The following is a 14717-nucleotide window of genomic DNA, read 5'->3' as shown; positions in this document are numbered from 1 at the left end:
TCTATGTCAGCGTGCCCGCTACTCACAGCAACCTTCTTCGCCTAATCGACGCCGACCCTCTGGATGTCATCGGGTTTCCAGATCTTGTCGAAGAAAGGTTGCGTCGGGCCGTACAACCGGACGATAACGAAGAAGCCCTTCTTGGGAACCGTGCGGATAAAGTTCTTTGCATCCGCAGGCCGGCTCGGCCCGAAATAGATGTCAACCGAGCCATCAGCGTTCTTCGCCGGTTGGTCCATTGTGTTGATTGACGGGAATGGCTGGCCGTTCTGCAAACCCGAGCCGCTCCAGGCATCGTACGCTGTTACCGACCAGAAAATGGCGGCAGGAATGTCTGGCGGCAAATGCAATTTGTAGCTGTGTTCGCCCATCAGCAATTTGCCTTCGGCGTCCCGGAACGTCACGGGATATTTTGCCCCGACGTTGACCATGTTGACGGCCATGCCTGGGCTTGTCGAGTACGCGAATGTGAAGAAACCGGTGCGCTGGTCGATGTAAGTGAATGTCGGCGACGTAAACTCGGCATTGCCGGGGAAGACATTCAGATACTGTCGGTCCGGATAGTATTTCGGAGCAGCGCCATTCGCTGGGGGCGCAACAGCAACTACGCGCGCCATCTTGGCGGCAGTCTTGGCCGCTTCGTCCAGAAGCTTCCTTGACCTGGCATCAGGGTTAAAGGGCTGGCCCTTGACGATGCCAAGGCTGGCGACCATGCCGCGCATCTCGCTGTCAGAAGGGTCAGGATACTCGCTGTCGATGAACCGCTTGAGCATGTCAAATGCGGTGCCGTCAGTCGGATAGAGCATGTTCACGGGAACACCCGACGCGTCAGGAAATTGCATCGGCTTGGCGGTAGCTTCCTGGCCTAGCGGATAAATCTTCGTCTGCTCCAGAACTTTGACCGGACCCTCCAGGTCCTTCGGGTCTTTGAAGAAGCCTCGCCAGAACACGAAGACTCCATTCGTTCGCGGCCGGTAGACAAAGTAGCCGTCCGGTATATCGCCTTTATATGTGGGAGGCACGAGCAGATACTTGCCTCCTTTGCCTTTATCCGGTCCAGGAAGACCCACATCACCGCACCAAGTATGTGCCTCGATTTGCGGACCGCAGATAGGCCGTTGGAAGAAGTCGTCGAGAATGCCTTGCAAACCGGGTGGCACCTCGATGACGAGCGGGCCGTCCTTCGCGAGGTCGAGATATCCCAGCGCGTAGATGACGTCCGAGTTCGGCGTCGTGATAAGGGTCTTCGCGTCGAGCCGCTTTTTGAAGATAGGCAGCACGTTGTAACCAGCACCAAACTTCTGCTCTGAGCCTTCTTTCATCGCGTAGACGTTGAGAGCCGGCAAGGCCCATAGATAGACCTGGACTGCGCGCTGGAACAGCCATTCGTCCTGCAACGGCTGAACCGATTTGGGCGCGGGATACCCGCCGGGAAACGGAAGGTTGGCAAGCTCACTATAGTGCGTGGATTGCGCGCTCGAAACACCGCTCGCGAGGAGCGATGCAACGCAAGCAGCAATACGAAGTCGAGTGTTCATTCGCAGTCTCTCCTAAGTTCACTGTGCAGGTTGGACCGCAGGCGGGTTCCACGTCCCATCCAAGGTCGCTGTTTCCGGCCAGTACGCCCGCACATACAATGAGAAGTCTTCATTCGCGGGAGAAGGTAGCCAGTTCGCTCGCTTGTCGCCCTCCGGTGGCGTGCTTTGGATGTAGACGGTCAGCGTCCCGTCCGGATTGAGCTTGAGGTCCTTGTTCTTTGTCCCGACCGAATAGCGCTTGATGTCGTTCGGCGCGAAGAAGTGATGAGCGTTGTAAAGCGTCAGCGACCAGAAGCCTTTGACGGGCGGCGTCGAGCCCTTCGCAAACGTGACGGTGTAGGCGTGTGAGCCATTCAGCCGTTGCCCCCCAGCATCGTTATCCAGGTAGAAATACTTGGTCTCGTTACTCTTGTTCACGAGAATGTTCGACCTGGCAACCGCCGTACGCGTGAAGTAGTCGGTGCCGAACGCAGCGCCATTGCTGATGGTGTTCCAGTGATTAGCAAGCGGCTTACCGAAGCTGTTGAAGTTGAGCAGCGGTGAAATGATTTCCGTCTCTGCCTTCTTGCTCTCGTCAATAATCGCGGCCTTGATTGCAGGGTCCTGTTGCGCGGCCATCAGGAGGCCCTTCGCCTGCGAGTAAAGCGAGGCTTCTCCAGGCATGGGTGGCGCTGCCTTCAGGACCAACGGAAGTTCATCCCAGAATTTCTCCGGATCGACAAAGCGAATCTCGCCTTCACCACTGCCGGCGTTTTGATTGATGGTAGGCAACTTCGACCAATCGGTGGCTTTTGGCTTGCCGGTATACTCGCTTGCGGGATAGACGCCAATGCCGTTGATGACTTGTTGAATTGCCTGGCGGTCTTCTTGCGTGTCGTCCATGAACACGCGCGGAATCACGAGGCCCGTCGACGTGGGCGAGCGGAACACTTTGCTGATGCCCTTCGGCACCGAGCCTTTCCAGTTCGGACCAACGAGTAGATAAAAGCCCGGCTTCGTCCCATACATCTTGCCAAGATTGGCGAAGCTGTCGGTTCGTGTATCGACAACCTGGAACACCCAGAAACGGCTTCCGAAGTTGGGCACCTGCACAACAACAGGCGATGCGTCGAGGTCCAAGGTCGCCGACCCATACACGACGTCCTGATTAGGACAGGCGACAAAGCGCTCCGCTGGCTCCATGTAGTCGTGTAGCATCGAGAGTTGATTGGGCGGCCCGAGCGGCACAATTCCTTCGTTCAAGCCAGGCTCCTTGACTTGTCGCGCAGCCAGCAAGCGGTTGTAAACGTTGGTCATGGGCCACGCCCAAACGTAAAGTGTGCGCGCGATAGACCGGGCATATGCCTCCGACATCACATAACCGGGCACAGGGCCCGGTGTAGTCGCCGCAGCCGATTGCGATGGTTGGGCAGGGCCCGTCTGAGCAACGGCGATATGCGTAGCGGCGGTGGCGAATGTGGCGAAAGCAATCTTCTTGAGTGCGCGATTCATGTCATTTTCCAAAGGTCATGTTCAGGCCAGCGAAAATCTGCCATTTCGGGACGTTGCCCGAGTGCGCTACGGAATACTGCGGTTCGACGAATAAGTTATAGATGGTTGTGCCGCCCTTCCAGGCTTTGCCTCCGCCGAGGCCTACCGGAATGTAGTAGCTGCCGTGTTGGAGGTCGAACGTCCACGTCCCGGTTGAGCGGAGGTACCAGCCTTCTGGGAAGTTCCAGATGATGAACGGCTGCGTGGTCAAGGATTGCACGGTCGGCCGGTCACTTTGGCCGGCGAACGAGTGTTGCCATTGAACCAAGGCACCCAGAAGTCGTTGCTTGTTTGCGTTCACCACGACTGCAGCGAGACCGGCCTGCCATTTGCCTGTGCCGAGTGTTCGGTCCGTTGCGGTGGGCAGCGTCACAAGTGGTCCGACGCCGATTTGTGTCTCTCCTCCGTGAAGGAGAAAGATATCGAACAAATTGATGTCGCCCAAGCCCGTGTTGTATCCGCCAGATGGGTCAGGTCTTGTACTCACAGGTACAGTCAATCGGAAAATCTCGGGCACCGGAATAAGACTGTTAGGACCGACGGGGATAGTCGGACGCAGCAAAAAATCGTTCGTGTGACCGCTTACGCCGAAGAGACTTGGTGTGTAAAAGTTCTGGATGTTGAACGACGCGGCAAGATTCAGCGGGTTGTTGCTCTTGTTGGCGTCCTCGGCCGCGCTTTGTGCGAGAGCAGCGAATGGAAGGTTCATTGTCAGCAAGGCGACGGCGACACGCTTGAGCATCATGCTTTTCCATCTCCGGTCATTGGTCATTGTGGTCTGAGTCGCTAGCAGGCAGTTCAATATCGGGTGAGACAACTGAGACAAAACGGTTCCGTCCGCCCACTTCCGCTTCAGCGTCTATGACGAAGCGCACGTTGGTGGTTTCACTCTGCGCCTCCGCTATCGCTTCTTCAGTCAGCCCCTGCGCGACATCATCTGGCAACCAAAGGGTTTCGCCCAGAACTCTGTTACTGAGGAGGACAAGCCGTTCATGTTTCGTCATTTCGCCTCCCCCGCCTTCGTCAAACTCTGCCGGGTGATGATTGGAAAGAATTCGTTCGCAACTTAGTTGTGGCCGCATGTTGAAAGACTCGTCTTCGTTCAGCCTCCGCAACAAGACGGCGCTTTACCGTTGAGCGCCCCGGTGCCGCATAACCATCACTGCTTCGAACTCGTGCGGCCTGTTGTGCTTGAAGCGCTGGAAGAAGTCCTCGCCCGGCAAGCCGTTAACCAGCGCCATCAAACAGCCGTAATCGGGGCGCGCGCAATCGCAAAGGGAATCGGCCGCATCGTGCAGCAAGCGATATCGCTCTGTAAGTGAATCGCCTGGTTTGAAGAGTGAGTGCAAGCGTTGATAGGTGACGAGCCGTCGGTGTTCGGCGGCTCGCTGCAGAACACCAGCAATTTCCTGAACCTTTTATCGCCAGCGTCTCGCGCGCTCACGCCGACGAGCGCCAGCGTGAACACCCCCCACCACCGCACCTTTGAATAAGCCACGTGTTGCCCTCGGAAGTTGACTGCTTTTTATGTTCACTGGTCCGGTTTATCGCGGTGGACTAACCACGATGTATTGCACAGTCGCCCCTGCGTATTGCGGCTGATACCAGTTCGGTCCGCAATGCTGATAAGTGATGCCATTGACGACGACGGCCGAGCAGCTCGTAGGCAGCGTCGCTACGGCAGTACCAACGACAAGTGCCGTGGTGACACCAACCGCTACGCCAACAGCGACGGGGTCCGCGTACCAGCCCCCCCAATAATGGGACGGCGGCGGGGGCGGAGGTCCTGGCGGATGCGGTCCTGGCCCCGGCGGCGGCGGTCCAGGCGGGTGTGGCCCCGGCGGCGGTCCCGGAGGATGAGGGTTCGGCTGCGGGCTCGGGCCAGGCTGGGGGCTTGGCCCCGGAGGATGCGGGGCCGGTCCTGGCGGCGGCGCTCCATGAAGTTGCCCACTCGGCGGCGCCCCGTGAGGTGCATGCCCACCTTCGAAATTGCCGTGCGGCATGGGGTGAACGCTGGTACGTGCCATCCCACGGAATGCGAGAGCAGTCGTTGACGACAACGGCAGAACCACGATCAGGGAGAGTGCCGTCAGACGGAAGGTACGTTTCATTGCGCCTCCTGCAGAGGCGAGCCGGTGGCTGGCTTCAATTCAATCTGATGGGAACCGGCGAGCGGTCGCCACATGAAGGTGCCGGGGCCAAAGGAAACGTGGGTATTCCATTGATAGGTGACCTCGTGACGAGGGCGAGACGCTTGACTCACATCTGTGATGACCATGCGGCAAGGTAACGGGCGGCTGCCTTTCTCAATCCACAGCTCCCAGTCGATGCCGGACTGTCGATATGCATAGTGCGTGCACCAATGACCCTCAACGCGCTCAAGCCCTAAATTCTGGGCTGAGGTCAATGCAAGGTCGTCCACCTTGCCATTGCCCCAGTAAAAAAGGTCGGCAAGCGGTGTTTCGATGTTGTAGGTCGTGGCAAGCTCCTGGACGAGGCCATCAATCGTAGGTGGAGCTGGATTTCGAGAAAAATACTTGTCGCCCGTGTTGAAGATGACGAAGTCTCGTCCGTCATAGACGATGCCTCTGTCTCTACGACTTCCAGATATGTCGGCGCGCAGTCGATTCGGTCTTCTGACTTTGATGACTGTGTGATGCAGATAGCTTGCGTTCTGGCCATTGTCGAGCACGAGGTCGGTGGATGAATCAGCACGGACCTCGAATTGCGACAGGGACCGTAGGTAGTCCCCCATCTGTGAGAGAGCACCAACTGCCTGTTGGTCGTAAGGTGCTACGTTGGTCGTCGTGTCTTCTTGCGTCGCAGGCGTTGCGGATGCTGCTTGCGGCGCGCTTGCGGCAACCGCGGGCGTGTCGCTGACTGACGGCGAGGAGCCAGCTGGGGACGCGCAGCCGGCGAAGACGATTACAACAACGAGTGACGAAAAGCCGACGAAGCCTTTGAAGTCCATCAGGGAATCCTCAAAACCTTGCGTATAGAGAACGGCTGCAGCTCAGAAGATGAGTGTCGCCGTTGCCATGAAGCTTCTTGTGCTCTTCAACCGGTTGGTGCTGGTGATAGTGGGTACCCACCGAAGACTCGCCGAGAACGGCGCCTTTCCACCCAGCTTTGTGTCGTAGGTAACGATGGGGCCGAGCGCAAAGTCATGTCCCACGAAGCCGTTTAGACGGTCAGCAGTCGGACCAGAATCATTCCCAAGTTGTTGAACCGTGCCCATGACGAGCCCGAGGCCGACTCCATTGGAAAACTTCTTCAGGCCCATCACGTCCAGCGTAAAAAGCGGAGCGTTTTGGTAGTCGGTGTCGTGATTGCGCGTGTAAAACTGAACCGCTGCAACTGCATCAAACTCAAGGCCGTATTCAGGGAAACTTTTGGTGTAAGCGAGTTGCGGGATAAAGGTCCAGTTGTTCAATCCAGGGTTTGCCAGCGCGTTCGAATCATATTTGCCCGTTGGCGCCCAGAAGTTGAAACTCAGTGAGATATGGTCCGTTTCAGAGAGATTGTAGCCCGCCTCAATCGGCGTGAAATACATGTCGTAGAGGTTCGACGCCCGGTCGCTGGTCGAACTGGCGAATCGTCCGGCTGCAAAGCTGCCCGTAACTTTCGTCCATATGTACGGGAGCGTGATGCCGGATGCAAAATTCCATCCCCCTGATCCGCCCCACCCATGAACGAGCGATGCAAGCGTCAGCGCGACTTCGCCGTCAATGCCTAAGGAGGCCTTGCCGGCGATAGGTACCTGCCGACTGCCACTGATTGACCCGTCGATGTAGAGCTGCTGCAGGCTGACAATCGTTATGTTTTCGGGAGGAACGAGGCCGATGCCTGACAAGACGCTCGTGCCAGCGACCGGTCGACCAAGCGCACCTTCGGTCGCCGTTGCCGGCGAAGACCACTGCCCGGCTAAGATGAAAAGGAAAGAAAAAATCGTGGCTCGAACGCGTCGAGATAGTAGCTTGCGCGTTTTGGCCGGACGTCGTCGAGCGAGCTTCCTGACCAGCGTGAACATTTGGCGCCCTGTATGAGGTGTTGGATGACGAGATGTTCATCCAAGTCAATCTACGTACAAGAGTCAGACCTACATGATTCAACTACTGCAGCTGGTCAATCTTTCCTATAAAGCGTTCAGCAAATAGGCTGAATAAAGGCTTTTCATCCAGAAACATTAGCAAACGTTTGTATCAGGCGCAATCTCGCCGTCTCTGTTTCGTAGCATCGTTGCAGGCATTTCGATTTCTTATTTGCGCGCCAATGCGCTTGCTTCCATCTGCTAACCCTGAGTTAGCCGGAATCAATTTCTTGCGCAACCGATGTCCAGCAACCACGCAGAAACAAACGTGCGAAAGGAGCCCTATGGCTATGCTCGACTCGATAGCCGCCGAACTAATGCGTGCGTTTTTCCTATCTGGGCTAAAGGATGGGAGCGACAAGGAGGGCGCTCGAGTTTGTGTGGACTGTTCGAAGAGCGAAAAAGACCAGTTGATTCAACTACTCGGAGAAGCTAACAAAAGTCGTTCCGAGCCTGTGGGGCAAAGCCAGGTGAACACCAATCGCAGCTTCCTCACAGTCACCTATGAGACTCAAGCTGTCTCAGTCGTCCTCTCGACTGCGGCTCATCCAGCGACCCCAGCCCGTCACTCCACTCCAGTGAAATGATGAGCATGCGTAATTCATATCTAGCGGCTGCCCATCGTGTCGCCGCTCACCATCTGGTAAGCATGATGGCCGTTGGCGTTGCTCGTGAAATCCAGACCTTCGTCAATCAGGCCGTACAGCGTAACGCTGCTCTGCGCATGGACCACACCGCACATCATCATCAAAGCGGGCAGTGTGGCGGCCACCATCGTTTTCTTCATCCTTCTGCACCCCGAGCAAGAGATTGGTTTCGTGGGCGGCGTGTGGCACGCGGAAATCGCGTACGAACCAGTCTGCCAGGCGCGGTGGCAGATCAAGGAACCTTCAACATCAATGTTCCGAATTCCGGGAAGACTGATCTTCGTAAAACGGTGATGCGTGGCGAATTGGATTCGATGCAGCGGAAAGAAACCGGTGCGTGACGCGAAAGATAAAAAACTCTTCATGGTTTTCGGGCAATTCGCACAGTGGCGAATCCGTAGTCTCTCCATACCGACAGCAGGCAATCCGCTTGTCTGGACGGGTAACCCCTCCCTGGAGAGATTCATGAAAAAGCTCGTGCAAGTCATCGCCGCCGCCATGGCATCCGCTGTCATTCCCGCATTCGCCCAGGCCGTGACGCCGCAAGCGCAAGACACCATGGTTGCAGCAACGCAACCGGCAGGATCGGCCCCGGATGGCGGCCAGGCGGACATCAATCCGGGCATCACGCGACGCGTTGCCGCCGCCAACGCGAACATTGGCGTGGCAAAGGCAGCATTCTTCCCTGATGTCACGCTAGAACTCGACGGCGGTTATCAGAGCGATACCTTCTCGCCGTGGCTCGCCGCACCCGACGAGATCTGGTCCATCGGACCGCAGCTCATGTTCACGCTGTTCGACGGCGGCAGACGACGTGCGGCGGTGGCCGTTGCACGCGCGAAGCTCGCGGAGAACGGCGCCAATTATCGCGAAACGGTGCTTGCCGCATTCCAGCAAGTCGAAGACGAACTGGCTTTGCTGCACCACCTCGGGGACGCGTCCAGAAACGAGGACGAGGCCCTCGCTTCGGCGCAATCGACGTTGGCGCTCGCGATGTCGCGTTACCGGGATGGGGCAGTGAGTCATCTGAATGTTGTGACGGCGCAGACCACCGAACTCCATGCGCAAATCTCGTCGCTGGACCTGCGCACCCGACGGCTGACAGCCTCCGTAGGCCTGATTCAGGCCCTTGGCGGCGGCTGGTCCTGAGCCATGAACCGTGCGGCCGTTCCTTTATGCGCTTCAGGTTTGCGGAGGCGTCGTTACTTCACTCCATTCCTTCGGCTCCGCAGATCTTCTCCGCCGCCACATCCCAGACCGAATCCGGCGGGATGTCACGGAAATCATCGGCCGACCCCGGCTCGCTCACCACCGGCTCGCCGTCGGCGCCGTACCCCGTGTAGTCGCTCGTCGCGATCCGCCTGCCCGCGCAATCGATCGACCATCGTTCCATCCCTTTCACCTGCACGCGGCCATTCAATTCCTTATAAGGCGGCTTGCCTTCGAAGCGCACCCACGCCCGGCTGACCGGCCCGCCGACGAAGCTCGATGCATCGGCGAACAGATCGAACGACGGATTCGACGCGATCAGCCTCCAGTCCGACGCCGCCGCCTGGCTTCCAGCCAGCGCGATGAACGCCGCAGCCATCGCGCGCCTGATGCCCGCTTTCAGGTTCCGTTTCACGTGAGTGTGCTCAAATCGGATGATTGCGTGACTTTATCCCAGGACGCCCGTTGCCCGACCAACCCGATTCCTTCCCCATGCGCCTCGCCACGGTGTCCGAGCGTGGCCGCGCGTTGTTCATCGATTCGCTGTGGTGGACGCTCATTGCGCTGTTCGTCCCCCTCGGACCCTCGCTCGACACGATGCCGCTGTCACCCGATGCACTCGCCGCCGACATGTTTCTCTGGCTGATGCTCGCGCAATGCGTTCCGATACTGATTACCGGCGTGCTGTGGACCGTCTGGGGAACCTCGCCGGGAAAGCACGTGCTGAAACTGCGGATCGTCGATGCGGACAGCGGCGAGCCGATGACGCCGCGCCAGTCCATCCTGCGCACCGTCGGCTATCTGCTGACCTTTGCCATGTTCGGTGCGGGCTTTTTTTGGATCTGGTTCAATCCACGCAAACAGGCTTTGCATGACCGCATCGCCAACACGGTCGTCGTGACGGGGAGACCGGCGTGATGCGTCAGACGCGCGTCGACAACCCCATTCACCGACGGGCGATCCATCCAGTCGACACAGCAAACGTGTACTGTTCTACTCGGGCGACGAAACCGGACGCATAGCTTGACGTTTCGCGGCCGATACCCGCCTCATGCAATTCCCCGGCGGTTCATCGCCGGCGCTCAATCCGTGAAGTCCGGCTGAACGCCGGTTGTCTCCTCTGATCCATTCGCATGCTCGTCGGACCTGTGCCGCCGTCGCGCATCGGCACAACGTCGTGTTCCACCTTCTTCCAACCAGCGAGGTTCATCATGCCGTTCGTCACGACCAAGGATAACGTCGAGATCTTCTACAAGGACTGGGGCCCGAAGGACGCTCAACCCATCGTCTTCCATCACGGCTGGCCCCTGTCTTCGGACGACTGGGATGCGCAGCTGCTGTTCTTCGTGCAAAAGGGCTATCGAGTGATCGCGCACGACCGGCGCGGGCACGGACGTTCGTCGCAAGTTTCCGAAGGTCACGACATGGACCACTACGCCGCCGATGCCTTCGCGGTCGTCGAAGCGCTCGACCTGAAGAACGCAGTGCATATCGGGCACTCGACCGGCGGCGGCGAAGTGGCGCGCTATGTCGCGAAGCATGGCGAACCGGCGGGACGCGTCGCGAAGGCAGTGCTCGTCAGCGCCGTGCCGCCGCTGATGCTGAAGACCGAAGCCAATCCGGAAGGCCTGCCCCTCGACGTATTCGACGGCTTCCGCAAGGCGCTCGCCGACAACCGCGCGCAATTCTTCCTCGATGTGCCGGCCGGCCCGTTCTACGGTTTCAACCGCCCGAATGCGACGGTTCATCAAGGTGTCATCCAGAACTGGTGGCGCCAGGGCATGACGGGCAGCGCCAAGGCCCACTACGAGGGCATCAAGGCCTTCTCGGAGACGGACCAGACGGAAGACCTCAAGTCGATCAGCGTGCCCACGTTGGTGCTGCACGGCGAAGACGACCAGATCGTGCCCTACGCCGATGCGGCGCTCAAGTCCATCAAGCTGCTGAAAAACGGCACGCTGAAGACGTATCCCGGTTATCCGCACGGCATGCTGACCGTGAACGCCGACGTCCTCAACGCCGATCTGCTCGCCTTCGTGCAGTCCTGACCTGACTGACCTGACCTCGCCGCACTGACGGAACGTGCGAGCCGCCGATGCCGCGGCTCGCACGCCCGCATTCTGTTTTCTTCCCTTCGCGCCGGCATTGTTCAGCCGCGCCGGTATCTCTGTTCAAGCTTCGATGCTTTTTCCCGCGCCGTACCGCGCCTAAAGTGTCCGACTTCAATCTGGCATTGGTGTCCTCATGCAAATCGAACCACCCGCTGTTTCAAACTCTTCCGAAGGAGGCTCGACGACGCTGCGTCAATGGCTCGCCGTGCTGGCCGTGGCGGTCAGCGCGTTCGCCTTCGTCACCGGCGAATTCCTGCCGGTGGGCCTGCTGCCGCAGATCGCACAGGATCTCGGCGTGTCGCCCGGCGTCGCGGGCCTGATGATCACGACACCCGGCGTAATGGCCGCGATCTTCGCGCCGACGCTCATCGTCAGCGCCGGCCGCATGGACCGCCGCTACGTGTTCCTGCTGCTCACCGCGGTGCTGCTGCTGTCCAACATCGTGTGCGCGATGGCCACGAACTTCGCGCTGATGCTCGCCGGGCGCGCGCTGCTTGGCGCCGCGCTGGGCGGCTTCTGGACACTCGCGACGGCGGCCGCGCCACGACTCGTGCAAGGCCGGGACGCAGCCAGGGCCACGGCCATCATCCTGACCGGCGTGACCTGCGCGACGGTCATCGGCGTGCCGCTCGGAACCTTCATCGCGTCGTTTGCCTCGTGGCGCATGTCGTTCGCAGCCACCGCCGGCCTGGTCGCGGTGGCGCTGCTCGCGCAGGCGCTGCTGGTGCCTGCGCTGCCGTCGGCATCGGCGCTGCGCGTCGCCGACTTCAGGACGCTGCTCTCACGCCCGCATACGCGTCTGAGCATGCTGATGGTCGCGCTCGTATTCGGCGCGCACTTCTCGACCTATACCTACATCGCACCGCTGCTCGAACAGGACTTCTCGCTCAGCGCGATCACGCTGCTGCTGTTCGGCTTCGGGCTGATCGGCTTCTTCTCGAATGCGCTAATGTCGATGGCGGTCTCGAATCACCTCAAGAAGTCGGTCGCCGTGATGGTCCTGCTGCTGCTCGGCGCCATGTCGTCGATGCTGCTGCTCGAACACTCGCTCATCGGCGAGACGGCGGGGATGCTTTTGTGGGGCGTCGCCTTCGGCGCGCTGCCGTTGTGTTTCAGCGTCTGGATCCAGCGCGGCACCGCGGACCTGCCCGAAGCCGGCTCGGCGATGTTCGTGAGCATCATTCAGGTGGCTATCGCCGCGGGCTCGGCGGTGGGCGGCGCGCTCGTCGATCGCGCCGGCGTGCAGGCCGACTTCACGCTGGGACTCGGGCTTGCCGTGCTGGGCCTCGTCATCCTGCAACGGCTCGCCTCGCTCGAGCGGCCCGCAAAAGCGGCGTCGTTCAAACAGACCTGCGACGCATCCGTCGACTGATCGACGGCATCGATGGCTTTATCGGGCATCTGGCGCCGCCGGTCGCCGGATGCCGCATCTGTGGACAAACTTGTTGAAACGTCATGGCACTGACTGTTTGCGGATTCTGAACAACTCGGCGTAAACGCGGGCGAGCCGAAAGTTGTTCCGGGTTCACGCCGCAACCGGCCGCGATATACCGAACTTGTTTACTTGCTAAGTCACTGACGCGAAACGGCCGGCGAGAGTTGTCCACTGAAATGCGCGGGGCTTGTTAACTACTACCACGTATACATACACGTTCTTCTGTTTACTTAGAGAAGCAGAGGGCGCTGCTCAAAACAGGCGCGGCCTTCACGCCGCACCATGCACCTGTCTCAGGCGTTCACGGCTGTTGCTCAGATGCATGCGCATCGCGGCGCGCGCATCCTCGGCGTCTTGTCGCACGATCGCCTGGTAGATCGCCTTGTGCTCGGCAAGCACATGACGCAAATGTTCGATCTGATCCAGTTCCGCAATCTCCGCCTTTCCCAGACGCGTGCGCGGACTCACGCCGCGTCCCATCTGGCTCAGCACGTCGTGGAAGTAGCGGTTGCCGCTCGCCCGTGCAATCTGCAAGTGAAACTCGACGTCGTGCTGAAGGACATCGGTGCTGCCGCTCGCCAGTTGCGCCTCGAATTGCCCGAGCGCGGCTGAAATCTGCTTCAGATGAGTTTCGGTGCGCCGGCCTGCGGCGAGCGCTGCCGCCGCGCCTTCCAGATCGATGCGGAATTCGATGATCGCCATGATGTCGAGCAGGCTCGACAGGTCCGCGTCCTTCAGGCGCATCGCCTCGCGTTCCTCAGGTGCTCGGATGAAGGTGCCGATGCCATGGCGCGTCTCGACGACATTCGCCGCCTGCAAGCGCGACACCGCTTCCCGAACGACCGAGCGGCTCACCGACAGCTGTTTCATCAGCGCGACTTCAGTGGGAATCTTGTCGCCAGGGCGCAGGACGCCGCGCTCGATATCCTCGAACAGGGTGGAGACGACTTTATCGGTGAGGCTGGGCATGGCGATTCGCGGTTGGAAACAGGGAGTGGATGCGTGGTCGGACATCCGCAAGCGGCTGGCGGCAAGACGACGCTCATCGACGACGAGCCGCACGGGAGCAGGCATCCAGAGATGTCCGACAACGCATCATCCCGCGTGACAGCAGGTTGGTCAAACCAGCGGTGGCAGACAGCCTTGAGCTTGAATGTTATTAGACATCGTACAATTGAAAGATCACATGGTTACGCCATTAAGCCTTATGGACATAGGTGGTTAGGGTTTACATGCCTGTCACAGGGGCAAGTTTAAACGGTACTCTGTGTTAAGACGTCTGATGACATTGCCATTCAGACGTACCGGTTTCCTATCGTGTCGCTGCCGTCACAGGAGGCATCAATGTCGTCATCCTCGCCCTACCAGGCCCTGCCCAACGCCTTCCGGACTTCCGTGCGCGAGCGCAAGCGGCTGATCGGCTGCTGGATGTCGCTGGCCAGTCCCATTGCCACGGAACTCATCGGCGTGGTGGGCTTCGACTGGATGCTGCTCGACGCCGAACACACCCCCAACGACCCGCTCACGCTGATCCCGCAGCTCATGGCGCTGAAGGACAGCATCAGTGCGCCCGTGGTGCGGCCGCAGGCCAACGATGCCATCGCCATCAAGAAGCTGCTGGACATCGGCGTGGTCAATTTCCTGATCCCCTTCGTCGACAGCGCCGCCGACGCGCAGCGCGCCGTGGCCGCAACGCGTTATCCTCCGCAAGGGGTGCGCGGCGTATCGGTCGGGCATCGGGGCAACCGCTACGGCACGGTGCCGGACTACTTCGAGCAGGCGAACGACAACATGTGCGTCGCGGTGCAGATCGAGAGCCGCACGGCGGTGGCGGCAATCGACGAGATCGCCGCGGTCGAGGGCGTGGATGCGCTGTTCGTCGGCCCGTCGGATCTCGCGGCGTCCTACGGTCATCTCGGCAACCCGAATCATCCCGACGTGCAGGCGGCCATCGCACACGTATTCGAACGCGCGCGCGCCGCGGGCAAGCCGAGCGGCATCCTGACGCCCGTCCGCGAAGAGGCCGAGCGCTACCTCGCGATGGGCAGCACGCTCGTCGCCGTGTGCGCCGATCTGGGTCTGCTCAGGAACGCCGCGCAGGGCGTGCGCAAACACTTCATTCCCGAATGAGCTGAGTTAGCCGAGTGAGCAGCAGGT

12 protein-coding genes and 2 pseudogenes are annotated in these 14717 nt (G+C 59.7%); 5 read left to right on the top strand and 9 right to left on the bottom strand.

Translation table 11 applies throughout. The features are described from left to right. Positions 1-41 precede the first annotated feature (41 nt). The 7 genes and pseudogenes from QCE64_RS12220 to QCE64_RS12190 form a co-directional block, all read right to left on the bottom strand. Positions 42-1538, bottom strand: coding sequence for a DUF1254 domain-containing protein (locus tag QCE64_RS12220; RefSeq protein ID WP_309919002.1), 1497 nt, complete (start codon positions 1536-1538; stop codon positions 42-44). An 18-nt stretch (positions 1539-1556) separates the two neighbouring features. After that, on the bottom strand, positions 1557-3029 hold the full coding sequence (locus QCE64_RS12215) for a DUF1254 domain-containing protein (RefSeq protein WP_309919000.1): 1473 nt from the start codon (positions 3027-3029) through the stop codon (positions 1557-1559). A 1-nt stretch (position 3030) separates the two neighbouring features. After that, positions 3031-3813, bottom strand: a complete 783-nt coding sequence (locus QCE64_RS12210; protein WP_310003923.1) for a hypothetical protein — start codon at positions 3811-3813, stop codon at positions 3031-3033. Between the two features lie 16 nt (positions 3814-3829). Next, positions 3830-4150 carry a hypothetical protein gene (locus tag QCE64_RS12205; protein WP_310003921.1) on the bottom strand — a complete coding sequence of 107 codons (321 nt, stop codon included), beginning with the start codon at positions 4148-4150 and terminating at the stop codon, positions 3830-3832. Between the two features lie 1025 nt (positions 4151-5175). Then, positions 5176-6039: a DUF2092 domain-containing protein gene (locus QCE64_RS12200; RefSeq protein WP_309918990.1), complete on the bottom strand. Its 864-nt coding sequence runs from the start codon at positions 6037-6039 to the stop codon at positions 5176-5178. Positions 6040-6081: 42 nt separating this feature from the next. Beyond that, positions 6082-7098, bottom strand: coding sequence for a transporter (locus QCE64_RS12195; protein WP_309931211.1), 1017 nt, complete (start codon positions 7096-7098; stop codon positions 6082-6084). Positions 7099-7768: 670 nt separating this feature from the next. Further along, positions 7769-7945, bottom strand: a pseudogene (locus QCE64_RS12190) (porin); the annotation flags it as partial. 490 nt (positions 7946-8435) lie between these two features. On the opposite strand from QCE64_RS12190, the pseudogene QCE64_RS12185 reads away from it, so the two are divergent. Further along, positions 8436-8954, top strand: a pseudogene (locus QCE64_RS12185) (TolC family protein); the annotation flags it as partial. A gap of 58 nt (positions 8955-9012) precedes the next feature. Here the strand turns inward: QCE64_RS12185 and QCE64_RS12180 are convergent. Then, positions 9013-9429, bottom strand: a complete 417-nt coding sequence (locus QCE64_RS12180) for a surface-adhesin E family protein (RefSeq protein WP_310003918.1) — start codon at positions 9427-9429, stop codon at positions 9013-9015. Between the two features lie 50 nt (positions 9430-9479). Here QCE64_RS12180 and QCE64_RS12175 point away from each other — a divergent pair, with 50 nt between their 5' ends. The 3 genes from QCE64_RS12175 to QCE64_RS12165 all read left to right on the top strand — a co-directional run bounded on the left by QCE64_RS12175 (position 9480) and on the right by QCE64_RS12165 (position 12497). Then, positions 9480-9932, top strand: a complete 453-nt coding sequence (locus tag QCE64_RS12175) for an RDD family protein (protein ID WP_309931209.1) — start codon at positions 9480-9482, stop codon at positions 9930-9932. Between the two features lie 293 nt (positions 9933-10225). Continuing rightward, positions 10226-11062: an alpha/beta hydrolase gene (locus tag QCE64_RS12170; RefSeq protein WP_309811730.1), complete on the top strand. Its 837-nt coding sequence runs from the start codon at positions 10226-10228 to the stop codon at positions 11060-11062. A gap of 196 nt (positions 11063-11258) precedes the next feature. Continuing rightward, positions 11259-12497 (top strand): MFS transporter, encoded by a 1239-nt coding sequence (locus tag QCE64_RS12165; RefSeq protein WP_309931207.1) that lies wholly within the window; start codon positions 11259-11261, stop codon positions 12495-12497. 333 nt (positions 12498-12830) lie between these two features. Here the strand turns inward: QCE64_RS12165 and QCE64_RS12160 are convergent, their stop codons facing one another. Further along, on the bottom strand, positions 12831-13529 hold the full coding sequence (locus tag QCE64_RS12160; RefSeq protein ID WP_309931205.1) for a FadR/GntR family transcriptional regulator: 699 nt from the start codon (positions 13527-13529) through the stop codon (positions 12831-12833). A 375-nt stretch (positions 13530-13904) separates the two neighbouring features. Here QCE64_RS12160 and garL point away from each other — a divergent pair, with 375 nt between their 5' ends. Beyond that, positions 13905-14690, top strand: coding sequence for a 2-dehydro-3-deoxyglucarate aldolase (gene garL, locus QCE64_RS12155; RefSeq protein WP_309918978.1), 786 nt, complete (start codon positions 13905-13907; stop codon positions 14688-14690). Positions 14691-14717 lie beyond the last annotated feature (27 nt).

Origin of the sequence: Caballeronia sp. LZ043, from assembly GCF_031451075.1 — a bacterium.
Lineage (GTDB): Bacteria > Pseudomonadota > Gammaproteobacteria > Burkholderiales > Burkholderiaceae > Caballeronia.
Note: the sequence above shows the minus strand (reverse complement) of the source record. Positions and strands in the feature narration are given on the sequence as shown.

Bases quoted from the DNA above. Each gene is read 5' to 3' on its own strand.
- QCE64_RS12220 (WP_309919002.1), bottom strand. From the start codon at position 1,538: ATGAACACTCGACTTCGTATTGCTGCTTGCGTTGCATCGCTCCTCGCG.
- QCE64_RS12215 (WP_309919000.1), bottom strand. From the start codon at position 3,029: ATGAATCGCGCACTCAAGAAGATTGCTTTCGCCACATTCGCCACCGCC.
- QCE64_RS12210 (WP_310003923.1), bottom strand. From the start codon at position 3,813: ATGATGCTCAAGCGTGTCGCCGTCGCCTTGCTGACAATGAACCTTCCA.
- QCE64_RS12205 (WP_310003921.1), bottom strand. From the start codon at position 4,150: ATGCGGCCACAACTAAGTTGCGAACGAATTCTTTCCAATCATCACCCG.
- QCE64_RS12200 (WP_309918990.1), bottom strand. From the start codon at position 6,039: ATGGACTTCAAAGGCTTCGTCGGCTTTTCGTCACTCGTTGTTGTAATC.
- QCE64_RS12195 (WP_309931211.1), bottom strand. From the start codon at position 7,098: ATGTTCACGCTGGTCAGGAAGCTCGCTCGACGACGTCCGGCCAAAACG.
- QCE64_RS12170 (WP_309811730.1), top strand. From the start codon at position 10,226: ATGCCGTTCGTCACGACCAAGGATAACGTCGAGATCTTCTACAAGGAC.
- QCE64_RS12165 (WP_309931207.1), top strand. From the start codon at position 11,259: ATGCAAATCGAACCACCCGCTGTTTCAAACTCTTCCGAAGGAGGCTCG.
- QCE64_RS12160 (WP_309931205.1), bottom strand. From the start codon at position 13,529: ATGCCCAGCCTCACCGATAAAGTCGTCTCCACCCTGTTCGAGGATATC.
- garL (WP_309918978.1), top strand. From the start codon at position 13,905: ATGTCGTCATCCTCGCCCTACCAGGCCCTGCCCAACGCCTTCCGGACT.